General features: G+C 36.1%; 33 protein-coding genes. 3 read left to right on the forward strand and 30 right to left on the reverse strand.

What is annotated here, in order from left to right; all coding sequences use genetic code 11:
* Position 1: 1 nt before the first annotated feature.
* The 18 genes from J3T98_RS02660 to J3T98_RS02745 all read right to left on the reverse strand — a co-directional run bounded on the left by J3T98_RS02660 (position 2) and on the right by J3T98_RS02745 (position 13,855).
* A complete protein-coding gene (locus J3T98_RS02660; protein WP_267362077.1) occupies positions 2–1,513 on the reverse strand; it encodes a DUF3383 domain-containing protein in 1,512 nt (503 codons plus the stop codon).
* Positions 1,514–1,515: 2 nt separating this feature from the next.
* Positions 1,516–1,977: an LIC_12616 family protein gene (locus J3T98_RS02665; protein WP_267362078.1), complete on the reverse strand. Its 462-nt coding sequence runs from the start codon at positions 1,975–1,977 to the stop codon at positions 1,516–1,518.
* Positions 1,931–2,257, reverse strand: a complete 327-nt coding sequence (locus J3T98_RS02670; protein ID WP_065563018.1) for a hypothetical protein — start codon at positions 2,255–2,257, stop codon at positions 1,931–1,933. The genes J3T98_RS02665 and J3T98_RS02670 overlap by 47 nt, the downstream gene beginning before the upstream one ends.
* On the reverse strand, positions 2,254–2,733 hold the full coding sequence (locus tag J3T98_RS02675) for a hypothetical protein (protein ID WP_267362079.1): 480 nt from the start codon (positions 2,731–2,733) through the stop codon (positions 2,254–2,256). The genes J3T98_RS02670 and J3T98_RS02675 overlap by 4 nt, the downstream gene beginning before the upstream one ends.
* A 32-nt stretch (positions 2,734–2,765) precedes the next feature.
* Positions 2,766–3,143, reverse strand: coding sequence for a DUF4054 domain-containing protein (locus J3T98_RS02680; RefSeq protein WP_267362080.1), 378 nt, complete (start codon positions 3,141–3,143; stop codon positions 2,766–2,768).
* A 15-nt stretch (positions 3,144–3,158) separates the two neighbouring features.
* A complete protein-coding gene (locus tag J3T98_RS02685) occupies positions 3,159–4,115 on the reverse strand; it encodes a major capsid family protein (RefSeq protein ID WP_267362081.1) in 957 nt (318 codons plus the stop codon).
* Positions 4,115–4,615, reverse strand: a complete 501-nt coding sequence (locus J3T98_RS02690; RefSeq protein ID WP_267362082.1) for a structural cement protein Gp24 — start codon at positions 4,613–4,615, stop codon at positions 4,115–4,117. Before J3T98_RS02690 ends, J3T98_RS02685 begins: the two co-directional genes overlap by 1 nt.
* Before the next feature lies 1 nt (position 4,616).
* Positions 4,617–5,759, reverse strand: a complete 1,143-nt coding sequence (locus tag J3T98_RS02695) for a DUF2213 domain-containing protein (RefSeq protein WP_267362083.1) — start codon at positions 5,757–5,759, stop codon at positions 4,617–4,619.
* A gap of 62 nt (positions 5,760–5,821) precedes the next feature.
* Positions 5,822–6,661 (reverse strand): phage minor head protein, encoded by an 840-nt coding sequence (locus tag J3T98_RS02700; RefSeq protein ID WP_267362084.1) that lies wholly within the window; start codon positions 6,659–6,661, stop codon positions 5,822–5,824.
* Positions 6,618–7,886 carry a DUF1073 domain-containing protein gene (locus J3T98_RS02705; protein WP_267362085.1) on the reverse strand — a complete coding sequence of 423 codons (1,269 nt, stop codon included), beginning with the start codon at positions 7,884–7,886 and terminating at the stop codon, positions 6,618–6,620. The genes J3T98_RS02700 and J3T98_RS02705 overlap by 44 nt, the downstream gene beginning before the upstream one ends.
* A complete protein-coding gene (terL, locus tag J3T98_RS02710) occupies positions 7,883–9,301 on the reverse strand; it encodes a phage terminase large subunit (RefSeq protein WP_267362086.1) in 1,419 nt (472 codons plus the stop codon). The genes J3T98_RS02705 and terL overlap by 4 nt, the downstream gene beginning before the upstream one ends.
* Complete coding sequence (locus tag J3T98_RS02715; protein WP_267362087.1) at positions 9,255–9,713, reverse strand: DNA-packaging protein; 459 nt, start codon at positions 9,711–9,713, stop codon at positions 9,255–9,257. The genes terL and J3T98_RS02715 overlap by 47 nt, the downstream gene beginning before the upstream one ends.
* A 26-nt stretch (positions 9,714–9,739) precedes the next feature.
* Positions 9,740–10,426: a KilA-N domain-containing protein gene (locus tag J3T98_RS02720; protein ID WP_267362088.1), complete on the reverse strand. Its 687-nt coding sequence runs from the start codon at positions 10,424–10,426 to the stop codon at positions 9,740–9,742.
* 307 nt (positions 10,427–10,733) lie between these two features.
* Complete coding sequence (locus J3T98_RS02725; protein WP_267362089.1) at positions 10,734–11,150, reverse strand: hypothetical protein; 417 nt, start codon at positions 11,148–11,150, stop codon at positions 10,734–10,736.
* A gap of 353 nt (positions 11,151–11,503) precedes the next feature.
* Entirely contained in the window at positions 11,504–11,863 is a 360-nt protein-coding gene (locus tag J3T98_RS02730) for a hypothetical protein (RefSeq protein WP_267362090.1), read from the reverse strand.
* Entirely contained in the window at positions 11,860–12,300 is a 441-nt protein-coding gene (locus tag J3T98_RS02735) for a D-Ala-D-Ala carboxypeptidase family metallohydrolase (RefSeq protein WP_267362091.1), read from the reverse strand. The genes J3T98_RS02730 and J3T98_RS02735 overlap by 4 nt, the downstream gene beginning before the upstream one ends.
* Complete coding sequence (locus tag J3T98_RS02740) at positions 12,300–12,608, reverse strand: phage holin family protein (protein WP_065563004.1); 309 nt, start codon at positions 12,606–12,608, stop codon at positions 12,300–12,302. The genes J3T98_RS02735 and J3T98_RS02740 overlap by 1 nt, the downstream gene beginning before the upstream one ends.
* 419 nt (positions 12,609–13,027) lie before the next feature.
* On the reverse strand, positions 13,028–13,855 hold the full coding sequence (locus J3T98_RS02745; RefSeq protein WP_267338474.1) for a hypothetical protein: 828 nt from the start codon (positions 13,853–13,855) through the stop codon (positions 13,028–13,030).
* 318 nt (positions 13,856–14,173) lie between these two features.
* On the opposite strand from J3T98_RS02745, the gene J3T98_RS02750 reads away from it, so the two are divergent.
* Both J3T98_RS02750 and J3T98_RS02755 read left to right on the forward strand, forming a co-directional pair.
* Positions 14,174–14,371 (forward strand): ribbon-helix-helix protein, CopG family, encoded by a 198-nt coding sequence (locus J3T98_RS02750; protein WP_267362092.1) that lies wholly within the window; start codon positions 14,174–14,176, stop codon positions 14,369–14,371.
* 28 nt (positions 14,372–14,399) lie between these two features.
* Positions 14,400–14,930: a hypothetical protein gene (locus tag J3T98_RS02755; protein ID WP_267338472.1), complete on the forward strand. Its 531-nt coding sequence runs from the start codon at positions 14,400–14,402 to the stop codon at positions 14,928–14,930.
* A 159-nt stretch (positions 14,931–15,089) separates the two neighbouring features.
* On the opposite strand, the gene J3T98_RS02760 is transcribed toward J3T98_RS02755, so the two are convergent.
* Genes J3T98_RS02760 through J3T98_RS02815 form a run of 12 tightly spaced genes read right to left on the reverse strand, consistent with a single transcriptional unit; the run spans position 15,090 to position 20,082 of the window.
* Positions 15,090–15,524 carry a hypothetical protein gene (locus J3T98_RS02760; protein WP_267362093.1) on the reverse strand — a complete coding sequence of 145 codons (435 nt, stop codon included), beginning with the start codon at positions 15,522–15,524 and terminating at the stop codon, positions 15,090–15,092.
* Between the two features lie 57 nt (positions 15,525–15,581).
* Positions 15,582–15,935, reverse strand: coding sequence for an antiterminator Q family protein (locus tag J3T98_RS02765; RefSeq protein WP_267362094.1), 354 nt, complete (start codon positions 15,933–15,935; stop codon positions 15,582–15,584).
* Positions 15,935–16,288 (reverse strand): RusA family crossover junction endodeoxyribonuclease, encoded by a 354-nt coding sequence (locus J3T98_RS02770; protein WP_267362095.1) that lies wholly within the window; start codon positions 16,286–16,288, stop codon positions 15,935–15,937. Before J3T98_RS02770 ends, J3T98_RS02765 begins: the two co-directional genes overlap by 1 nt.
* A complete protein-coding gene (locus tag J3T98_RS02775; RefSeq protein WP_267338087.1) occupies positions 16,285–16,572 on the reverse strand; it encodes a DUF1364 domain-containing protein in 288 nt (95 codons plus the stop codon). Before J3T98_RS02775 ends, J3T98_RS02770 begins: the two co-directional genes overlap by 4 nt.
* Positions 16,556–16,690, reverse strand: coding sequence for a hypothetical protein (locus J3T98_RS02780; protein WP_267328496.1), 135 nt, complete (start codon positions 16,688–16,690; stop codon positions 16,556–16,558). Before J3T98_RS02780 ends, J3T98_RS02775 begins: the two co-directional genes overlap by 17 nt.
* Positions 16,690–17,133: a recombination protein NinB gene (locus J3T98_RS02785; RefSeq protein WP_267362096.1), complete on the reverse strand. Its 444-nt coding sequence runs from the start codon at positions 17,131–17,133 to the stop codon at positions 16,690–16,692. The genes J3T98_RS02780 and J3T98_RS02785 overlap by 1 nt, the downstream gene beginning before the upstream one ends.
* A gap of 2 nt (positions 17,134–17,135) precedes the next feature.
* Positions 17,136–17,318 (reverse strand): hypothetical protein, encoded by a 183-nt coding sequence (locus tag J3T98_RS02790; RefSeq protein ID WP_267338467.1) that lies wholly within the window; start codon positions 17,316–17,318, stop codon positions 17,136–17,138.
* Positions 17,303–17,461, reverse strand: a complete 159-nt coding sequence (locus J3T98_RS02795) for a hypothetical protein (RefSeq protein ID WP_267362097.1) — start codon at positions 17,459–17,461, stop codon at positions 17,303–17,305. Before J3T98_RS02795 ends, J3T98_RS02790 begins: the two co-directional genes overlap by 16 nt.
* A gap of 25 nt (positions 17,462–17,486) precedes the next feature.
* Entirely contained in the window at positions 17,487–18,902 is a 1,416-nt protein-coding gene (locus J3T98_RS02800; protein WP_267362098.1) for a replicative DNA helicase, read from the reverse strand.
* Positions 18,899–19,615 carry a replication protein gene (locus J3T98_RS02805; protein WP_267362099.1) on the reverse strand — a complete coding sequence of 239 codons (717 nt, stop codon included), beginning with the start codon at positions 19,613–19,615 and terminating at the stop codon, positions 18,899–18,901. The genes J3T98_RS02800 and J3T98_RS02805 overlap by 4 nt, the downstream gene beginning before the upstream one ends.
* Positions 19,608–19,898, reverse strand: a complete 291-nt coding sequence (locus tag J3T98_RS02810; RefSeq protein WP_267362100.1) for a hypothetical protein — start codon at positions 19,896–19,898, stop codon at positions 19,608–19,610. Before J3T98_RS02810 ends, J3T98_RS02805 begins: the two co-directional genes overlap by 8 nt.
* Positions 19,882–20,082 carry a helix-turn-helix domain-containing protein gene (locus tag J3T98_RS02815; RefSeq protein ID WP_267362101.1) on the reverse strand — a complete coding sequence of 67 codons (201 nt, stop codon included), beginning with the start codon at positions 20,080–20,082 and terminating at the stop codon, positions 19,882–19,884. The genes J3T98_RS02810 and J3T98_RS02815 overlap by 17 nt, the downstream gene beginning before the upstream one ends.
* A 113-nt stretch (positions 20,083–20,195) precedes the next feature.
* Between J3T98_RS02815 and J3T98_RS02820 the strand changes: the two genes are divergently transcribed.
* Entirely contained in the window at positions 20,196–20,840 is a 645-nt protein-coding gene (locus J3T98_RS02820) for a LexA family protein (RefSeq protein ID WP_267362102.1), read from the forward strand.
* Positions 20,841–20,875 lie beyond the last annotated feature (35 nt).

Genomic DNA, 20,875 nt, shown 5'->3' on the forward strand with positions numbered 1-20,875 from the left:
CTTATCGATTAAATTGAACAATAATATCGACGCTATGACCTGCGCCAGCTAATTTAAGTGCGCAGTTAATTGGCATCATCTTGCGGGCTTCGCGATCTGCTGTATCTTGCATATCAAATGAATCAGAATAGAAGTAATAGCCATTGATTTGGTCGCCATATGACAGTTCGCCTAAGTCACCCAATGTCCATTTACCCAATCCTAAGAAGCCGTTATTAATAAATTGCTCGCCAACCACTTTGATTGAACTGATTAAAATTTGCTGACCTCGGTCGGTTTGCGGGATTTTAGTCGGTTGCCCCTGTAATGTATTGAAAGCTTGAACCTGAACTGCGTTAATAAAAGCATCCAAGCCTGTCGTTTCATCAATAAACGTACCGCCAAGCATAACGCCCTCGGCCAGCATGTTTACACCTGCATAATCGGTATAGTAATTAATACCAAGACGACGGCATTTTGTCGCTTCGTTAACTGTGATTTTATCGTCAGATGTAACACTAACTTCTTGCTTAAATTTAACGGTTTTAGCAGTATTAACACCAGTCCAAACGGTAGTTAAGGCAATACCCATTAATTCGGCCGAGGCGTGAGTGTTTCCCTTGTTGTTATACTGCACCATTAAGCGACCGCTATTGCGTTTTGATAGTGTTTTAAGCACGTTTGTATCAGTATATTCAATGTTAGCTAACCGTGTTTCTGTGTAGGCCATGACTTTTGCATTTTCAACACCTTGAGCCACTACCCAATCATGAGCCTCTAACAATTCTGCATCTGTGATTGTGTTAGCAAAATAGACGCCGTACCAGTTTTGATATTGATTTTGTAACTTACTTAGTGCTTCGGCTGGTGTTTCTCTGGTGTATGTTATTGCATCCTCACCGTTAATTAGCGTACCTCTGCCGTCGATTAGATTGGTCATACTACCGACATATGTCCCGTCTAATTGCGCATCAAACACGTAACCAAAATTAGCACCTTTACCTTCTGTCTCAGATGATAAAATAAATCGACTACCGACTAAGTCATAAATAAATTTAACGCCAATATCGGCTAGTTTTGTATTAATGACATTTGCTACATCTTGCATACTTGAAACAGTCGAAAAATCCAGTTCTTTAACATCGATTTTTGCATCACCGAAATAAAATGTTAGGTAACCATCGGTGATATTTTTAAACTGAATGTATGAAACAGCTAATGCTGAACCGTTAATTTTTGAATTGATTGTGGGAGCTGTAAATCCATTTTGCATATATTTAGCAATGATTGCCGTTTTTGGTTTTGGCCGTGCTGAAAATAACGCAGATGCCGCACGATACACATCTGAATTAGTGCCGAACAATGATGCTACGCTGTTGGCATCTGTTACAACAATATATCGTGTATCTGGATTAGTAAACTCGTCGCACATTTCGTGAGTGAAGATAGCAACCACGCTCAAATCACGTTTTTGTGCTCCACGAGGTGATTGTTGCAGAGTGACATCTACAACTTGACTGATTGGTAAACTCATTATTACCCCTTCTCTAAATTAAATTTTACTGTATCGCCACGGTTTACTTGAGCCTTGACGATTGGATTAATTGAAAATATAAGATCGACTTGTGCACGCTGTTCCTTACCGCCTGCGATAGTCGTTGGTAGACTACGAATTTGCGAGCATTTTAAATATCCCATACCTAGCCGTTTTAAGCGTTGCCAAACAAAGGCAAATCTCATTGATTCAGTGAGTTTGCACAGCATATCGTACGCATTTTTACCGTAGGCATTGACAGAGATAGTTACCTCTCTGAGAGTTGACGCCGTCTCTTCTTCAGCACCTTTAAATTTAACTTCAGTGCCGATATCCGATTGATATGCATTTAAAACTGTGATGAATTTGTCGAGCTTTGAAACATCCTGAATATTATTAGCATCGAATACTAACGACTCAGGTAACGTCAAAACCTCCGCTATCATGCGCCTGACTTCCGTCATATCGAGTCGCAAGACAGTCGTAATAGCCATAATCACTCCATATTGATTCTGAAATTATGCGAAATCTCATGCCGTGATGCTGAAACATCATGCCGTTAGTGAGTTTTGCACGAGAAAATACCCGTACCGTTGGGTTATATCTGTCGCCCTCAGGTAATATTTGCAAATCATCATTGCTGGCAGGTTGAATAATGCATGTAATGCTACCCTGTGACTCAAAATTAACTTTGGTTGCAAAAAACGGATCGCTTAAAAATTGTGATATCAATTCACGCTTCATTTTTCCCTGACCTCGTAAGTTATTGATGCTCTTAGTTGCCCAGTGTCGATAAGAGGTTTATCAGCATCTTTGGCACGCTTCTTTTTCTTATTTTTAACTGGAGTCAACTTTCTTTTTAATGTTTCAGGGGTATTGGGTTGAAATTCACCATCAGTAATTTTTTCAACAATTTTGCCTTGCAAATACGCGCCAACAGTCGCAAACGCATCATGTGTAGATATTTCACCTTTCAAGCACTCCGCTATTTGAATTTTTGCTAATCTACCTAAATTATCAGTTTCTTCTGATGCAGTAGAGCGCATAAATGAACGCTCAGGTATGCCTTTTTCAGGCACACCAAACTCATGAATAACTCCAAGCTCAGCATTGGTTATATCCGTGCTAGTGTCTTCTTCTGAGCTTTTACGTGGCTTTCCGTCACTTGGTATACCAACAACTAACTGCATACGGTTTAATCGCTCGGCCCGTTTTATCACAGCTTTCAATCTTTTACATATCTCTAATTCACTCATCCAATAACTCCAATTGGCGTTATTAGACGGCGTAAACGGAGATACTCTTGACCGTAACAAGTTGAAGTTAAATCGTAGTCGCTAGGATTGCCTGATGATGTATTTTGTGATGTATAGCCGATTGATAAACCGCCTGCGGACTTGCTCGATACTGATTTAAAGTTTTCGCCATTGTTGAAAATAACGTTATCGTCTAAATCCCGATTTAAAAAGCCCTTGATAGCCAACCTGTGCGCCGTGTAAGCGAATAAACCTAGGTTATATAATTTACCCCATGCTTTTTTACTTACAACTAGCGCACTGCTTTCTAAAAAATGCTTGATTGTGCTGTCATCGACTTTTGAAAATTCGGGGTATTCATCACGAAAGTTCATAAATACCCCTATTTATCAGGATTTATAATCTACATACTGCGCGGATTTTGGCTCTTTAAACATTGCGCCCGTAAACGCAGAGCGATAACCACTTTGATATGAGAGCAAATCTTTTCGCATCACTTCTAAGATTTCTGGCATATGCACTTTCATTTCAAGATAATCTTGGTCATGAGAGTAAATTGCTAAACGAGATTTATTTTTATTAATCTGTTTAGCATATTCCGCAGGAATCTTAACGAAATTAATGTTAAATCTCTCATTTTGCGACGCTTTACGTAACGCTGCCATAACTCTGTCCATGGCCGCAATTGGTAGTAAATCTGTACCTAAAATTTGAGGATTTGGGTCGAACTTCTGCATAGCTGTCATAAAGTCTTTTGCGTCCATCGCGATATGCGTTGGTTGAATAGTATAGTTAGAACGAGACCAAACTTCATCGTATCCGCTTAGAATCATTTTAACAAACTCATCTGATGACATTTCTTTTAATGTTTTACCTGATGTTTCGTTATAAACATTAACTTGCGACCCTGTTAATAACCCCTCTTGACCCAGTTTTTGTTCATGCCCAACATAACCAGCATACTGAATTGTTGCTACAGCATTCGCGTACAAGTCATTTTGTTTCTTGGCTGGTAAGTTGATGCCTAATTTCTGTGCTTTCTCTATTTCTTGCTGAGTGTAAACCAAGCCTTTAGCCCATTGAACTACGGGTGATTTCCTATATTCGATTGTGCTATCAATAGTTTCAAGCGATGTTGTTTTGATGCCAATCACACCATTTTTAACAGAACCACGAACTTCAGTAACGCCGTATTCCCATTCTTCGGTCGCGAAATCCAGTCCCTCTGTAATTGGTATTGCTTCACCAATGTTAATTTCCGGTAATTCTTTTTCTTGTAACTGTTTATCACGCTCTAACAGTTGTTCTGTGATAACATCACTATAATCTACATTTTCATATGCCATTATGCCTTAACTCCTCTGGTTCCTGCTTTTACCGATTGAGAATAACCTAGTGTGATTGCCGCGCAGTGATTGCCGTTGCTTACGCGCTCAACCCAGTAGCCTAAATCGATATTGTTTTCTGCTACATTTGTGATTTTGCCTGCATCGTCGCCCGTTGGTACGATATAAACACGCTCGCCTCGCTTTAATTCAATGTCATTTACTGCTAACGCAACAACAGAATCACCATGTGAAAAATGCCCGATGTTAATTTGGCGATTATTTGGGTGCTTGTCACCGTAAATATCTCGAACAATAATTCCGTGGATTAAATCATTTGCAGATTCGATTGCTTTAATGCCTCCCTCAGCGTTTACTGCCACGAAAGTACCGCACAATAAATCTTTGCCAGTTAAATTTTCTTCACCCCAGACTTTACTGTCTGAGCTAGATACACGGTAAATAGAACCAGGTTGCATTGTCCCTTGTTCTGAATCCCAACTTGTAAAACTGTACCCCATATTATTTACCTCCTAAGCGTTTGCTAGCTGATTTTGTTTGCGCTCCTTTGCTGTCATTAAGCAAACGTGAAACAGCCTTGTTCTTCTTCGTGCTTGTTGCTACCAATCCAGCATAAGCTGCTCTGATTTCAGCATCTGTTAATTTTGATGCTTGGTCCTTTGTGTAAATGCCATGATCCACTAACACACCGACACGAACATCACGACCGCTTTTAGCGTCATTTAGTTTAACTTTTGGGAATCTGACTTTGGCGTCATTCATCACGTTTTCCTTGTCTTTTTCAGCCTCCAGCTCTTCAACTCGTGCTTTCAATTCATCACGCTCTTTTTTGACCTGTTCAAGTTCTGCTGTTAACGATGCTATTTGTGCATCTTTATCATCTTCACCTATTGTTGGTTCTTCATCATTCAAAGTTTCAAGCTTTGCTTTTAGCTCATCGATTTGTTTTTGAAGCTCATCAGCCTTGGCTTTTGATTCCTCATCTTCTTTATCTTGCACTTCCTTAAGTTGCGCCATGAGTTCATCAATTTGTTTATTGATTTCCTCTCTTGATAATTCGCCCTCTGCATCATTTAAACGCTTACGAAACGAATCTATTAGCGCGAGTAATTTATTTTTCTTCGGCATTGATTTTGCTCCTGTTGTTTTTGGTTTACTGTCATTTAGTCTGCAATCTGAGCCAGCTCTACCCTCTGCGACGATTGCAATATGATTAACTCGGATATTTTTGTGATAAAACTTTCCATTAACTTCTTGAATATCAGATGGTTCATAACCAACCGATAATTCGCGAATATCTTTGTTTTTGAGTAACTCAATTGCTGACGCATCTTGAATATATGCATCACATACAATGTAATTGCCTTCTGCTCTCGGATTTTGAACATGGCCAACCGTTTTATTTTTCCAATCACTAGCATCAACCGATTTTTTATCGGGGTGTGTAATTGTGATCGGCATACCGTTAATTGATTTGAGCGTGTCTGGTTTACTAAGCTCCTCAATTGTGCGGTTAACATCAACAAGCCTATTTGCTCTGCTGTCTGTTAATCCAATTTCATGCCCGTAATACTGTAAAACCCCGCTTTTAGTGATTTTTGCGGTTGTTTTCAAATACCCTTGCGGTGTTATTTCCCAAGCCATAAAGCCCTCTTTTAGACGTAAATACTCCTACTCAGTTAAGAGCATTTAATTAGTAATTTTGATTAGAATTTAATATAAGGAATGGCTAGGCATCGGCATTGATAATCCTCACCACATTTACCGATATACCCGCCAATTGACTTGCGCTTTTTCCATGTTTTACCCTCGTCATCTGAGTAGACTGTCGGGTCTGAATATTTGCATAACATGTTATTTAAAACTAAATGCGATTCGCGCTCCCGTGCGTCACCTGTGCCTTTCCATTTGTAGATATCAAACCCTAATTTTTTGTTTCGCTCTTCCTCAAAATCAGCGTTAATTTTAGCTGTCTGGTCACGCGCTATAAGTTTTGCACGAGAATATGAAACATTGCCTCTGGCACGAATTTCATTAATTAGCTCGCCATGCCTGAAGCCTTTTTTGTAGTTTGTGAAAACATTTGAGCCGATATCATTAATAAAATCGTTTTTGATTGAAGTGATTAAATCTACATTTTGTTGAATGGCGATAGATAACGTATCGCCTAAAATTTCTTTTTCGATGATACTTGAAAGGTCAACATCAAACGCATTTTTAAAGTTCCTCGTAAATTGCGTTTTGTTCTGATAATGAACCTTTTTAACGAATCGAGTAGCCAATAATTTAGCCCTTTCTTCTATGCGCTCACCAGCAATTGACGCCAGAACTTCAATTAGAGAATTGATATAATCATCATCACTAATCGCTACAGCATCGACGAGATTTTTTTTACTGAGCGCAATAGTTATCCGATTTACCATTGTTCTAATAAAATCAGCTAATGCTTCACGATAATAAACCTCGGCGCGCTTACTCGGTGTTGTTGGTGGTAAAAACCTATCACGCCCCGACAGCGAACTCTTCAGTAGAGAATAAATCTCCATCTTTCAAATCCTCCTCGGTCGTATTAATTAGGAGTTTACGTGCTATTAGCTCAGTTTGTGCTACTTTATCAGAAATGATATTAGCGGTAACTAAAGCAGAAAGAGCGCTCGCGAATTGACCGACTCTAGCAGCTTCTTTGTCTTCGTTAACCACTTTTATCGAGGGGTATTCAAACATTAATCCGTGATTAGGCATCATTTTATCGAGAATAAACTTATCGATAAACTCTTGTGCGGGTCGCAATCGGCTTTCTTGTAATGCGTTAATTGTTCCGTGGTACGATTCTAAGTCTTCCTCACCAGTTGAAAAGCCACTTGCAGATAATCCAAAAAGCACTGTAATCGGTCTATCTAAAGCCCCTGCGGTAACCGTTATCAACTTAGTTAGAACTTCCGACAACCCAGCGTATGTAGCTGTTTTTTGCTCCCAACGACCTTGAGCCTCACTATTACCCGCATCTAACGCAATAGCATTCATTGACGATTTAGTATGATTGATTAGATTGATGAACTTTCTGATATCATCCTCTTTGCCTTGAGCCACTTTTGCAATCAAATCAGGGATAAACAACACATCAACATTGCTGTCCTGAATAATATCGCCAATACATGTAATTGTCGTATCAAACAACCGAATAGCATTGTATTTGTTTTGTAAATCCGATATACCAAATTGATTTCTATCTGTCAGTTTTGATTTACCTAACTTTAATCTGTGGCAACGTGAATGATGAACATTGTCATTTTTCCCGATTGTGTAGTAAAGTGGCTTGCCAAAATTAGCCGACGTTAAATTATCATCGATATCGCTATCAGGGGTGAACTCACCCTTTGTTAACACAATGAAACGTTGAATATCTTCGATATCCGATAGCGGTTGCGACAAATCATCAGTATCAGTAATAGCGACAATTAACGCATCACCGAGCAATGAGCTAAACGCCAAAAATTTCTCTTTTATCTCGTTTAGCTTTAATCGATTTTCTTTCTCGATAACGAGTTTTAGCAGGTTTTCATCATAATCACCGCTAAACACCCTTGGCAGTTTAAGCATGTCATCTGCTGTTTTGTCAATGTATTTACCAGTTAGCCACGAACTGCTATACATATTCAATAATTGCCTGTCAGATATTTTCTTATTCGAATATCTCACTGAATCATTTTTGTTACCAAGTGATGTGTACAGGCTTTCTAATGAATCCGTAAGATAGTTAATTTTTGTCATAAAACATCCCAGATATCAATAATAAATTTCCCAAAAATAATATTCAAACCATCCGACGTTGTATCTACCTGATCATCATGCGCCCCGTTCGGGAATTGTGCATGTTCAACAATAAAATCATTTAACCACTCCGCTTTTTCCGGTAAATAAACCCTGCCACTTTCGATGAATGGTGCAACATCATTAGCGCGCGTAATTTTGTCAATGTTACGTTGAACGGCTTTAATCGGTATAACGGGGTCAACTGATTTAGATAGCGTTTGAATTAGTGTTGTTCCGCTTACTTTATCTTCTACATTCATTGACCGAATGTTGAAAGTAGGAACGTGCTTATACCAGAAAGCTTTAGCCATTTTGATTAAGTCGGGCGATTCCCATTTACCGCGCAATATATCAATTAAATACGCATTACCGTCTTCACCTTGCCCCCAAAGCGCAAATACCGAATAATCGTTTTGCTCTTTCGTTTTTTGGGCTGTATCAACCGTGATAACTGTAAATTTAAGCTTAGGTAATACGCGATATGATTTGAACCATTCGGTTTTGAATATTCCACCGTCAGTAATGTATGGGTTTTGCTGATATAGCGCTTCAAAGTTAGCGGCTGGCATCACTTTCTTTCGAGCAAGTAGAAAATCAATACTTTTATGCTCTGGGAATAGCGCTTCACCTGTTTTTCTGTGCTTGTCATCCTTAATAGCTATAGCTGGATAACTTAATACTTTGACTGTCTTATCTGCGGCAATTAATCGACCTATTGGGTCATCAATATGCCAGCGCGTAAGTATTGCCAATAATGCACCATCTTCACTAAATCGCGTCAAAAAATCATCGGTGAACCAATCCCATGTTGAGTTACGAACAGTTAAGCTATTTGCATCTTGTCGCCCTTTTAATGGGTCATCAATAACACCTAAATCTAATGATTCGCCTGTAATAGAACCGCGCACAGTAGTATTTCTGAAATAACCATCGCGATCAATATACTCGATGATTTCTCGATTTCTTAATGTCTGAGATGAAATAGTAACGGCGTTTTTATTTGATATTTTTGTGTCAGGAAATATCTTTTGGTAAGTGGGGTTGTCGTAGATGCGTTGTAGTTTTAAGTTAGCTTTAATGCCTAATCGTTCTGAAAATGAAGCGTATATTGTTTTACAGTCTGGGTTATGCCCAGCAACCCATGATATAAAATCAATGATTGCAACTGATTTACCGTGCTGAGGTGGTGCCTGAATAACTAACTTAGGTTTTAACCCATTAACAAAATCATAATAAAATTTCTCTAACTCTTCACATACTTCCTTTACCCACCAATTGACTTTTAAATTCTTGTTGATCAACTGGCGATAAGTAAGAAATGATTTTCTAGCCTTTCTTATCCTCAGTTCCAGCAACAATTCTATTGATTTCATGTTCGCTGTAACCATTGGCTTTTAACTCTTTTATGATGTCATCGGTGGTCATCTTTGATATGTCCAATTTGTTTGTGACAGTTTGGTCTACTTCTTGCTTATCGGTGTAGCCATGCTTACCCAACATAAGCTTGACAATATTTGAATTAAATTCACCTGTTAAACCTTTGTTAAGTAACTTATTTTCTTGAACTGTTTTAACGCTTTCTAATATGTCGGAAAACTCACTGCTTTGCTCAGCGTAGTCATACATTGTTGAGCGGTGTTTACCTAAATAACAAGCCAACCCAGCCACACTTGGAACTACATCGCCAAATGTTTCATAATCCCCAAGCAAATACTCTTTAGCCTTGACTAAACATTCGGCTAACTCACTTGGGCGACCTATTTTTTTCTTTTCGCCCTTTGTCATAATTTTCTCCAACAATAAATACCGCACTAGGCGGCTATATGATGTTGTTCATCAAACAATGAAATAATATGGTTTCGTTTGAATAGCTCCATTAGCTTAACTTTTCGATCTTCAAACTCCATACCTAATTGAATAAATGTTGTATTAGCTCTTTGAAGGTCAGTAATGCATTTAATTTGGCACGGAGTTAAATAATCTCGAATTGATTCTGTTTTTCCAATTTCGTGAAATACTTTAAATTTCGCTGATGTCATCCCTAAAGCTATACGGTTGATTAAATCAGCTTCATTACTAAAGTGGTAATACTTAACTTCTTTGCCTTGATGCTCCTTCTCAAATTTTATTGCATCAGTCATTGGCTTATATTCAACTTTTGCCAATTCTCTTAATCGTTGTCGTTGAAAATCTTGCTCGATTACTTCATCAAAGGTTCGAATTACATAAAGATGAAACCTTGCATTAATCCACATAGCATAAGCATAAACTAATTCTTTGCATACATATGTACCCTGATTTAAACCACCTCTAACGACCGATAGCGGAATTCCGCCATCGCTTGATATTTCCGCTATAAGTTCTTTCGTGAGTTGATTTGAAAGCCAGTAACTTGGTTTGTGCTTATTTTTACCTCCAGCCGCTTTATGTATATCATTGATACAAAATAGCCCTTTCTTATCTTGTTTTATTGCAGTATTTAAAATTGTAATATTCATAGTGTTCTCCATTAGAAATGAGTTTTAGTCACACAGGGAACCAGTCCAAGAGAGGTAACCATGAAAACCATCTGGCGCCCTCTAAAACTCATTCCTAAGCGATCTCTTGTTATTGTGAATTGCCGTGTGTTGGCATTATGATTGATTGAAAAATGATTTAAATTTATTCGACTTGTAGATATCGGTTTTACAAGTCAGGGGTAATTATGATTAATTAAAAGTTGAATTGGGTTTGTGATGTTTCAAAAAAAATAGGTACAAAAAAACCGCAATTAAGCGGTTCTTGTGGATTCTATTATGTATTGCTTTACTTATTTTCTTCAGGGCATGGATGATAATATCTCACTGTAAGTCTAACAAAAAAATATAAATCCTCATCACCAAATTTCTTGATTGGATCACCATTAAATAAGTTTGCATATTGGTTCATCAACTTTTTAACTTCAAGTAATTGTAATGCCGATTTCGCACAATAAATTTTAGGTAATCCTTTTTGTTCACGTGCTATATTTTCCCAATTAAATGTATTAACAATCCCAGACAAATAAGCTGTACCAAATGATTGAGCTCTCTCGTCTTTAGAGGATATAAAATTATTAAAATCATTGTAAGAAATATAACCTTTTATAAGATATGGATTTATCCAATCATCTTTTTTAGCGTTATCTGCAAATACAATAAAAGGGAATAAAGTTAATATAAAGCAATATAATATTTTTTTCATAAACAACCATCCAAACAATAAGATGATTTATTATACCATTACCATTCAAAGAATAACTATAACTTAGAGTTAGTGTCATTTCTAAGTGTAACTGATTAAATATGCAGTTATTCTTTATAGCTGCTCGTGATTTTTTATACTTTATGCGGTAAAAGCGAATAATTATTTAAAATTGGCTGAGCGATTTTTCATTTAGTCGCGCTAACACTCAGCCGACGAGCTTTTATTTATTAGCAATTTGTTTGATAGCCCTTTTATCTGCATTACACTTCTCAATGACATTTAATAAATGCTCGTTATATCGTAAGCTATCGCCAAAAGTCATGGGATTAGGTGGTAAATTTGGTAAACAGTCACTTAATAGATTGGCTGGTATCGGTCGATTCACGTATACCTTTCGCTCGGTTGTACAAGCTTGTAGAAACAGGCATAGGCACAAACTGCTTAGCACAATCATTATCTTTGAGTTGCTCATTAATTTGCTCCTGCCGTTCTAGTGATTGTTTTTCTAGTTCACGTTTTGATAATTCGTTATCTGCGATGATTTGGTTGTTTCTAGATATGGTTTGCTCTAGCTGGTTAATTTGATTAGTTAGCTCGGCATTAGCTTCTTTTAACCGCTTTTTCTCCTGATAATTGTTGTAGCCCAAATAAATAAAGAAAACAAAACCGACAATAATTAATGCTATGCTTAATAACTTTTCTTTACTCATAGCAAACCGCTCTTATAAATAGTTTTACCGCCCTGCTTAACAGCAGTGAGTACTATTTGACGGTTATTATTAGGACTAAAGCCGATATGTACCCACTGGTTGTATTCTTGAATGAGTTTATCGAACTGAACACCAGCATCGATTAAGCGTTGACATATTTCTTTAGGGGTACCATACGGTGAATGGAAATCTACCGCTAATCCTTTCGTGTGTGCGCTAGTTGACACTCCACCAACACGTGCATTTAATACTGGGCAACGATAACCTGATGTAATGTTAATTGGCTTACCTAGTGCCTGCCTTACAAACTCCAGTTTAATAGCTGTTAATTGCACATTAGGCATTAGGTCGGCCGGTACTGAATTATCAATTTTTAAACGACTAGCAGTTAATGAACGTGTAAATTCTTCTAGCGTGAAATGTTCAGTTAATTTCATTAATCGTCTCCTTTAGCTTTTCTTATTAATCGTTCTTCTAATGCCTTGATTAGAGCCGCACCTGACCATCCAGCTAAGCCAGCTATACCTCCTGCTAACTCAAAGTCCCAATTAAAATAACTTGCGGCTAATACAACAAGCGTTCCAGCAAATATCGATATAAATATTTGCGCAAATAACACCCAGATATTGAATTTATTGCCATTTAGAAACTGATAGCAATAACTTGATAGAGAACCAAGCAAAGTGACGAAAAATAAATAAACAACAACTGTCCAATTGACGTTGTTAGGGTCTTTTATCGGCATGTTTAAATCTTCTTATTAAATGAGAGGTAGCGTACTAGCTAATGTTTAGTTATGTGTGTGTCTAGCATTGCTACCGATTCTGTGATGAGTGAATACTCAATATTGATAATAAAAAATACAATCAGCGGAAATATAGTGTTTTGATGTGTGTTAATGCTGATTGTAAAAAATGCATAAAAAAACCGACTTTCGTCGGCTTAATTACATTGTTGAGTAACGAACTTATTATCGTTACCCTGAATTTGTTCTATTAGTTTGTGCTCAGAATCAGATAAATTCACATTGTATTTATCTGATATATAGAAATAAGTACGAACTATGACTCCACGGATTTCGTTACGAGGCTGAAATTTTTCTATCTTTTTTATAAGTCCATTTATGAAAAAAAATTCTAATTTCTTAACTCAGACTAATATATTTTATTGTTTTGGGCAACTGCTCTTATCCATATGAATTACAAACGGCTTTTCATCTTCAATAGAATATATATAAGACACTCCATTAGGAAATATCATTTTTAATTGTTGGAGTATTTTAGGTTTTGATTCATCTATATTACAATATTTATCAACTGCTGATACTTTTAATAAAGCTTTAAGTATTTCATCACTAAAGTTATCTTTTGTATATTTTTTCACGCTTATTTTAAAGAATAATTCATTATTTTTTTTATAAACATCTTGCAATATAGAATATTCATCTAGATCCTTAGGAATTATTTTTTTAAAGGTTTCTATTATATTATCCTGTAATAAATTCAAATTGGCTTGAAGTTTTTGCACATCAATCTGATTACTAAAAGGATTTTCTTTGTAATATTTACAAAAAGGCAAAGTATCTTTATTGGTAGTATTAAGGTAATTAATTTCTATTTTATTGTAAGAATAACCTGGCATGTCATAGATAAGCTTTAATGCGGAATTTTCTATGTTCTCTACTTTTAGCTTACTAACGAATCCATCTTTAATTGATAATTGCCCTATGTATATAATTCCATCTTCTATTTTATATTGTTTAATAGTTTCGCCATTATATAATGCTTTTTTTGCATCATTATCACAAATATACGACTTTAAAGTAACTGTCCCATTATCGTAAAATGTGACAATATTAGCTTCATAACCAATTTCATACATATTCCATTTACCAATAATTTTTTCTTTTAATTCTTGGTCTGGTAATTTCTGTTTATCCGCAGCAAAAACAATACAAGGAATAATTAAGAGAATTAATAATATTTTTTTCATATTCATTACCTTTAGGACAATTATACCTAATGATAACAAAAATAATGTAGAAAACTATGTGAAATATTCAATTTTTTTAATAAATAATGTTGACTTTAAGGGTAGGTGCGACTACAATTATAAACATCAACAGGGAGTTGATAAAGCAACCCCCCAGCTTTCGATGGGGGCTTAAGGAGAAGAAAATGAAGTATTTAATCATATTTCTTCTACTACTTTTAAGTTTTCCGGCTTTCTAAGTAGTATCAAAGGCGGGGCGAAAGCCTCGCCGATGACCTTAAATATAACAACTATAGTATAAGAAATCAAGGTGATTATATGGCATTACCAAGAGCTGTAATTCAAAAGAAAAGTGATGAAAAACGTGGCGTAAAATCAAAAGGATACAAATTGCCTATTGAGATTATCGACTTAATAATAGAATTAAGTGCCAAGACTGAAAAATCACAAAGTAAGATCATTGAAGAAGCGATCTTAATGTACAAAAACACTTTAGTAAAAAAGCCTCTTAATTGAGGCTTTAAAATGTATAAGGAGAAATATAATGAAAAGCGATTATTTAAAAACATTGGGCGCTGCTATTATTGGTGCTTTAATATCAGCTATTACAACAATAATAATCACATATCACATTCCGAAATGGCAACAGGCAGATGAAGCCGAAAAATGGCTAAAGCTATTTGCAGTTGAAATAAAAGACTATCATGGTTCTGATATAATCTGCGAGCGAATTCAAACAGTAAAGAAAAAAATAAAAGATTTTAATAATACAAATCCTTTGGAAAATAGATTAATTACTCCTGACTCCGTATTAAATTTACCATCTGTCTACAAATCTAATTTAGATAAAATCAGATTATTAAAATTACAAGACGCGGAAAATATTATAAATTTTCATACTTATTTTAATAACTCTTTAGTAATCTTTGCTGAATCATCAATATATAATAAGATTGGGTTTACTGAAAAAACACTTAATGCATTATTAGAACAATTAACAAATGCAGAAAAGTACAGAAAAAAAGTATTAGATTCAGCAAATATAAAATATATTCCAAAATGTAATATAGATTAGCTGAGTTATTGAGTTAATAAAAAAGCTCGCAAATGCGAGCTTTATATTTTATGCGTTCTGAACCGCATTATAGGCATATTATCCGTTTAAACGTTTAAACAGTCAAGTGTTTTGTTTTCTAAACCACCTACTAGGCGGTAAACTTTTTTTGGCAGTCAATTATTTTATTCTAGTACAATGCATTATGTTTTTAGTTTTCTCATTATCTTCTGACTTATTCTGCGTTATTATAATCTCGGAAATCGACTTAAACTCATCGTCTGATATATATTCCAACTTATTGAATCCAACTGTTTTCATATCACCTATAGAATATTCAAAACTTCCATCCATTTTGTTGACATATTGTTTTATTTTTCTAAAGCTATTAGGCGATTTTACAAAAAGATCATTATCTACTTTTAGATATGTAACTAATGATGTTTCATGATCAATTGGCGGAGCATAATCTTGGAATAATCCATTTTTCCACTTAGCAACTTGCTCCTTAAAATTGCACCTCCAATCCCCAATAAGCATTTCTTCAGTGACTTTTTTCTCACCACAGCCAGTTAAAATAAATCCAATTAATCCAAACAATGCAATCTTTTTCATACCATCAATCCTTTTAAAATTTGAATTCATGGTATGAAATTTCATCTACTAAATCAACTATGCCACTTTTGGAAACAATTCAATAATATGACCTCGTATAAAGCACTCTGCCGCCAATAATATTTTTGTGATTTCAGAGGTTTGCTTACCCAGTATTCGCGCTTGTTTACTACAAGAGATTTCTCGAAGATAAAAAGCAGTTAAAATAGACCAATGCTCAACATTATCAGCTTTAAGCCTCAATACCGCATTATCAACAATCTGCGCCTCATCTTCCGTTAAGTATTGACGATAATCAAAATCACGGGGCGCACCTTCAATACCTGCGGATTTAGACGGATACTCTGTGCCCATTCGCTTAAGAACACGGGTATTTTTCCATGCAGTCAAAATATCTTTGGTTTCTCTCATCACACCCCCAATTTACTTATAGACAACTCAATTCTTCCGCCTTTGACAACTTCTTTTCTTTCGCTATGCAGTAAATCGATTTGTTCATCATCTAAGATGACATTGCTATGAATTAACGCATCAAAAATGGCTTTATTTATATTGTCTAGGTCTCGTTTTCTTTTATCTGGCATGTAAGCCTTAATATTTATCATTACCCTATCAGCTAACTTTTTATTAGCTTTATTCTGTAAAACAATAGCTATAACTGCGTTTCGAAATTTAATGCCGTCGGCTTTAATATATCTTCGTTTTCCCACCGTTCCCCAATAATGATTTACGGTTGGCGGGTATGGTAAAATCAAATGAATCACAGCTTTATTTTTCCATCTTTTATTAAAATGTTTTGTGTTTTCATAACTCCCTCTGCATGTGCTAATCTGACAAATTCATTTTCAAATATTCGTGTTCTACGGTCGATTTCATCATGGCAACTTGAACACGCCCATGCGCCTTGTAAATCGTTAGGTTTCATACCTACACCGCACGTACCAGCTAAACGATAATGCGCTAATACAGTAGTTTCAGGATTATGATTACAGCACGGTAAGCGCACTTGGCATTCTCGCCCTTTTGCTTCCTTAGTTAGTTTGCTCATCGTTAACCTTATTTAAATTATGCTGATTTATGTATTCTCTACGTTGTTCGTATAGCCATGCCAATAGTTGCTCGGCTTCTTCTATGCATTCATCAATTGTTTTCAATGTGTCGTTCATCATGCCACCTTTGATAACTGGTCTTTGTATTGCTCAGCTAGTCGTATTGCCTCCTGCGCATCTGAGCTAAATCTAACACCATTTTCTGCTCCAAATTGCTCTGCACAGATAACCACATCAGCAAATTCTTTTTTGTTCATTTTACGAGTTGATAGCCCCATAAAGACCAATCCTCCTTGAATCCCTTTTACACATTTCTGACCATGTAAATTGGCTGTGATTAAATGTTTCCATTCTTCTGCTGTCAGTTTTTCTCCGTTCCATTCAACTTGTTTTGCAATATCGTTTAAAACAACCCACATCATTCGATTTTGTGCTAATGTTCGCTTTTCTTCATCAATCACTATTCTTAACGGATGTTCGCTATCAACTGGTAATTGATTAATAAAATTTATAGCTGTGTTACGTGCGACTTCATGAGTTAATCGAATTTTTTTAATCATCTCTAAACCCTCTCACACGCAAAATTACGCACCTGCACATCAACTTTAGACTTACCGAATGGTGTTTGAACCGTAGATAGCGTTTTAATTAATGATTTTTCAGTTATCTTAGAATCACGTTTTAACACAATTGATCCCCAACTTTGCCACCCTTTTTTAATTTCTGCTGTTATTTTGTAAGCCATTTTTGTATCAATCCTCTTAAATTTTCCTTTTCTTCTTCCGAATATTTTTTAACTTGTTCGACTAGTTCATGTTTAATTTTTGCTACGTTTGCCCCTCGTTTTCTCAGCGCTGTAACATAGTCATATGCCATTTTGTCTAGCATGTGATAGTCTCCCTGTGAGCAGTGATTAACTAGCTTGCGCATATCTGCGTTCTTTTTTCACTGGCTCAGGGCGTGCTTTAGTGTATGATTCGGCTTGATCAACTTCATAAATACGACCATTACTAATTCCTGCATATACTGTGAAATTACCTGCACCGTGACGATTTAAAGCTACGTTTATTTCCATCAAGTTTTTATCGGCACTTTCGTTGTAAACAGCGTCACGATAAATCCCTAACCAGTAATCGCAATCCTGTTCGATCTGCCCTGTATCACGACTATCACTAGGTATTGGGCGCTTATCTGCTCGTGATTCTAGGTTTCGGTTTAACTGAGTTAACAGAACAACAACACAATTCAGTTCTTTAGCCAGCGCTTTTAAACCCTTTGTAATGGCTCCGTATATCAAATCGTTTCGTTGGTCATCACCGATTTTTTCTTTTCCCATTAGTGTCAAATAATCGACCATAATCATACCTATCTGTCCTCGCTCTCGTGCCATTCGACGAGATTCTGAGCGTATATGTGACAAGGTAATAGCTGGGGTATCATCAATGTAGATGTTATTAGTTTTTGTTAGCTCATTTAGATGAAGCATAACCCTCGAAAATTCCGCACCGCCATCCGTTCCCAATGCCCCATCGTAGAAAATATCGCTATTGACACATGACTCTTGAGCCAAAATATTTTCCAGCATTTGCTCATCTTGCATTTCTAGTGAGAACATCAAAACTGGCAAATTGTCATGCATTGCGCAATGGCGAGCCATGTTAATTTCAAATGTGGTTTTACCCATTTTGGGGCGAGCGCCAACAACAAATAATGAACCTCGGACCAATCCTTTTGGTGATAATTTTTTATCTAGTGCTTTAATTCCAGTTGACAACCCACGCGCACTATCTGCATTTGCTAATCGTTTATCTAGAGTTTCTGTCCATTTGTTGGCAATGGTTGATAGCGATTTAAGCCCTAACGATTTTCCCGTCTTGTTGTAGTCATCAATTTGTGTAAATAGCGATTGAATAGCTGATAATTTATCGCTAGTTGATAATGTTGATTTTTCAAAAATCATCGCGCTACAGTCGTTTAATTTTTTTAACGTAAAACGCTCAATTGCTTTGTCACGAACAATACCAGCATAAGCAATAATGTTGGTCATGGTTGGTGTGTTTTTGGACAGCTCAGCAAGATACGCTAAACCACCGCAATCTTTTAGGGTTCCCTTTTGCTCCATGCTGTCTGACAAAGTAATTAAATCTATCGGCTGATTTCTTTGGCTTAGCTCAATCATTTCAGCGAAAATAATTTGGTGCTGATGGTTGTAGAATGAATCTGTTTTTAATTTTTTAATCGCCAACTGGCAACGTTCTGAACCAAAATCCAACATCATTGAGCCAAGAACCGCCTGCTCTGCGAGCAAATCATGAGGAACTATGTTCATAGCGTGCCCTCCACAAGTTTTAAATGTGTTTTAGGTTTAACGATATAATCAAAATCAGCTCGCCACTTTCTGTCGTTCTCGCCAAAATAAAATGGTTTCGCCTGTTCAACAAAATCATAAAAATAATTTGCCAAGTTTTGGAATGTTGGTTGTTCAAACTCCTTGAGTAGTTTCTTCACTGCGTTTTTTCGTGCAGTAGTCATTTTCTGGATTTGAGGCAACCTGTTTTCTACAGCATCGTTGTACGCATCCATGACTAAATCAAAATCGATATTATTTTCTTTTGTAATATTGTTTTTTATATTGTCTTTTGTAGAGGTACATTTTTTGCTACTGGTGGCAGGTACATTTTTTGTCACTGGTTCAGTGCATTTATTGCTACCAGTAGCATTTTTTGTACCTGCATTTATTGCTACTGGTTCTGGCTCATCCAAAACGAGTGAATATTCGGTTATTTCACCATTATTTTTTATGGCGTTTATTAGATTTAATTCTACTAATTCAGATAGTGCTGAATAAACCGTTCTTTTGTCTTTTATGCCTAGTTTTTGCATGAATTGAGATGTGCTTATACGATCGCTCTCTTTACCCCAACCAGTAGTTTTACGAGTTATTAATAAATAACAACGCAACGCATTTGGTGACATATTAGCCATCAATTCATCAACAACAGCATTTGGAATTTGAAACGAATTAGCTATAAATTTACTCATGAGTAACTCTCGTTAGCCTGTAATAGTAGCAAGCCTTCCCTGTTTTTAAGTTGAAAGTTCGGCGTTTTTCTTTTACAAATCCATATCTAAATAAAGCGCTGTTTTCTCGTAGCCTAGCGCTTATAGCTGGTGTTGTATCAAACTGATCAAACCTTTGTTTAATCTCGTGTTGAATTGCTTCTAATGTTCGATATTGACCATCAGAACAAACCGCTATAACGCGCTCTTGTTGTGATTTTGGGTTTGTTATTTGCATATTCATCTCGCTAATCTTTTTTGCCATAATAGAGCCATTCAACTGAACAATTTAAAGCCTTGGCTATTTCCACAATATTTCTTGGCTTCTCTATATTTCCTGATTCTATATCGCTAATAGACTGTTGTTTCATACCCACCAAATCAGCTAAAAGCGATTGGCTAATATTTTTCTCTATTCGTTTTTGTTTTACTCGATCTCCGATTGTCATACATTCCTCATTGCAATCAACAGTTATAACTGTATTAAATAACAGTTTATACTGTTTGTCAATTACAGATTTATCTGTATTATTTTATTAATCATAAAAGGAGACTTTTAAAAATGAATAATCTTGGTCAAAGAATACGAGCAAGGCGAGAAGAATTAGGGCTTACACAAGAACAAATAGCATCACAGATTGGAATAAAACAGCAGTCCTACCAAGCTATTGAAAGTGGTAGTGTGAAAAAACCACGTTACTTATATGAAATTTCTCTTGCATTAAAGTGCGACATGGCATGGCTGTTAAGTGGAAAAGAAAAAGAAGTAAAGAATGTAAAAGTTATAAATTTTGAAGCTTACAAAGTACCTTTAATAAGTTATGTACAAGCAGGAGTATGGACAGAGTCTTGTGAATTAAGAGATTCAACTGGATTTGAATATATTATGACATCATTAGAATTATCGGATAAAGCATTTGCATTACAAATTAAGGGCGACTCAATGGAGCCTGAGTTTAAAGAAGGTGATGTTGTTATTATTGACCCTGCAGTAAAACCAACACCAGGTGAATTTGTAGTAGCAATGAACGGAGAATCAGAAGCAACATTCAAAAAATACAGAGAACTCGGATATGATGAGCATGAAAGAATGCAATTTGAACTCATTCCGTTGAATCCTGACTACACAATTATAAGCACGCTGAATCAACAAATAAGAATTATTGGGACAATGGTCGAACATAGGATATTTAGAAGAAAAAGATAGTACTTTTAAAGAAACTTAGAGAATATCTAGTAGTT

Origin of the sequence: Gilliamella sp. B2772, from assembly GCF_026536985.1 — a bacterium.
GTDB classification, from domain to species: Bacteria; Pseudomonadota; Gammaproteobacteria; order Enterobacterales; family Orbaceae; genus Gilliamella; species Gilliamella apicola_E.

Excerpts from the sequence above, each read along its gene's own strand:
- J3T98_RS02660 (WP_267362077.1), bottom strand. The coding sequence starts at position 1,513 with ATGAGTTTACCAATCAGTCAAGTTGTAGATGTCACTCTGCAACAATCA.
- J3T98_RS02665 (WP_267362078.1), bottom strand. The coding sequence starts at position 1,977 with ATGACGGAAGTCAGGCGCATGATAGCGGAGGTTTTGACGTTACCTGAG.
- J3T98_RS02670 (WP_065563018.1), bottom strand. The coding sequence starts at position 2,257 with ATGAAGCGTGAATTGATATCACAATTTTTAAGCGATCCGTTTTTTGCA.
- J3T98_RS02680 (WP_267362080.1), bottom strand. The coding sequence starts at position 3,143 with ATGAACTTTCGTGATGAATACCCCGAATTTTCAAAAGTCGATGACAGC.
- J3T98_RS02685 (WP_267362081.1), bottom strand. The coding sequence starts at position 4,115 with ATGGCATATGAAAATGTAGATTATAGTGATGTTATCACAGAACAACTG.
- J3T98_RS02690 (WP_267362082.1), bottom strand. The coding sequence starts at position 4,615 with ATGGGGTACAGTTTTACAAGTTGGGATTCAGAACAAGGGACAATGCAA.
- J3T98_RS02695 (WP_267362083.1), bottom strand. The coding sequence starts at position 5,759 with ATGGCTTGGGAAATAACACCGCAAGGGTATTTGAAAACAACCGCAAAA.
- J3T98_RS02700 (WP_267362084.1), bottom strand. The coding sequence starts at position 6,661 with ATGGAGATTTATTCTCTACTGAAGAGTTCGCTGTCGGGGCGTGATAGG.
- J3T98_RS02705 (WP_267362085.1), bottom strand. The coding sequence starts at position 7,886 with ATGACAAAAATTAACTATCTTACGGATTCATTAGAAAGCCTGTACACA.
- terL (WP_267362086.1), bottom strand. The coding sequence starts at position 9,301 with ATGAAATCAATAGAATTGTTGCTGGAACTGAGGATAAGAAAGGCTAGA.
- J3T98_RS02715 (WP_267362087.1), bottom strand. The coding sequence starts at position 9,713 with ATGACAAAGGGCGAAAAGAAAAAAATAGGTCGCCCAAGTGAGTTAGCC.
- J3T98_RS02720 (WP_267362088.1), bottom strand. The coding sequence starts at position 10,426 with ATGAATATTACAATTTTAAATACTGCAATAAAACAAGATAAGAAAGGG.
- J3T98_RS02725 (WP_267362089.1), bottom strand. The coding sequence starts at position 11,150 with ATGAAAAAAATATTATATTGCTTTATATTAACTTTATTCCCTTTTATT.
- J3T98_RS02730 (WP_267362090.1), bottom strand. The coding sequence starts at position 11,863 with ATGAGTAAAGAAAAGTTATTAAGCATAGCATTAATTATTGTCGGTTTT.
- J3T98_RS02735 (WP_267362091.1), bottom strand. The coding sequence starts at position 12,300 with ATGAAATTAACTGAACATTTCACGCTAGAAGAATTTACACGTTCATTA.
- J3T98_RS02740 (WP_065563004.1), bottom strand. The coding sequence starts at position 12,608 with ATGCCGATAAAAGACCCTAACAACGTCAATTGGACAGTTGTTGTTTAT.
- J3T98_RS02745 (WP_267338474.1), bottom strand. The coding sequence starts at position 13,855 with ATGAAAAAAATATTATTAATTCTCTTAATTATTCCTTGTATTGTTTTT.
- J3T98_RS02750 (WP_267362092.1), top strand. The coding sequence starts at position 14,174 with ATGGCATTACCAAGAGCTGTAATTCAAAAGAAAAGTGATGAAAAACGT.
- J3T98_RS02755 (WP_267338472.1), top strand. The coding sequence starts at position 14,400 with ATGAAAAGCGATTATTTAAAAACATTGGGCGCTGCTATTATTGGTGCT.
- J3T98_RS02760 (WP_267362093.1), bottom strand. The coding sequence starts at position 15,524 with ATGAAAAAGATTGCATTGTTTGGATTAATTGGATTTATTTTAACTGGC.
- J3T98_RS02765 (WP_267362094.1), bottom strand. The coding sequence starts at position 15,935 with ATGAGAGAAACCAAAGATATTTTGACTGCATGGAAAAATACCCGTGTT.
- J3T98_RS02775 (WP_267338087.1), bottom strand. The coding sequence starts at position 16,572 with ATGAGCAAACTAACTAAGGAAGCAAAAGGGCGAGAATGCCAAGTGCGC.
- J3T98_RS02780 (WP_267328496.1), bottom strand. The coding sequence starts at position 16,690 with ATGAACGACACATTGAAAACAATTGATGAATGCATAGAAGAAGCCGAG.
- J3T98_RS02785 (WP_267362096.1), bottom strand. The coding sequence starts at position 17,133 with ATGATTAAAAAAATTCGATTAACTCATGAAGTCGCACGTAACACAGCT.
- J3T98_RS02790 (WP_267338467.1), bottom strand. The coding sequence starts at position 17,318 with ATGGCTTACAAAATAACAGCAGAAATTAAAAAAGGGTGGCAAAGTTGG.
- J3T98_RS02795 (WP_267362097.1), bottom strand. The coding sequence starts at position 17,461 with ATGCTAGACAAAATGGCATATGACTATGTTACAGCGCTGAGAAAACGA.
- J3T98_RS02800 (WP_267362098.1), bottom strand. The coding sequence starts at position 18,902 with ATGAACATAGTTCCTCATGATTTGCTCGCAGAGCAGGCGGTTCTTGGC.
- J3T98_RS02805 (WP_267362099.1), bottom strand. The coding sequence starts at position 19,615 with ATGAGTAAATTTATAGCTAATTCGTTTCAAATTCCAAATGCTGTTGTT.
- J3T98_RS02810 (WP_267362100.1), bottom strand. The coding sequence starts at position 19,898 with ATGGCAAAAAAGATTAGCGAGATGAATATGCAAATAACAAACCCAAAA.
- J3T98_RS02815 (WP_267362101.1), bottom strand. The coding sequence starts at position 20,082 with ATGACAATCGGAGATCGAGTAAAACAAAAACGAATAGAGAAAAATATT.
- J3T98_RS02820 (WP_267362102.1), top strand. The coding sequence starts at position 20,196 with ATGAATAATCTTGGTCAAAGAATACGAGCAAGGCGAGAAGAATTAGGG.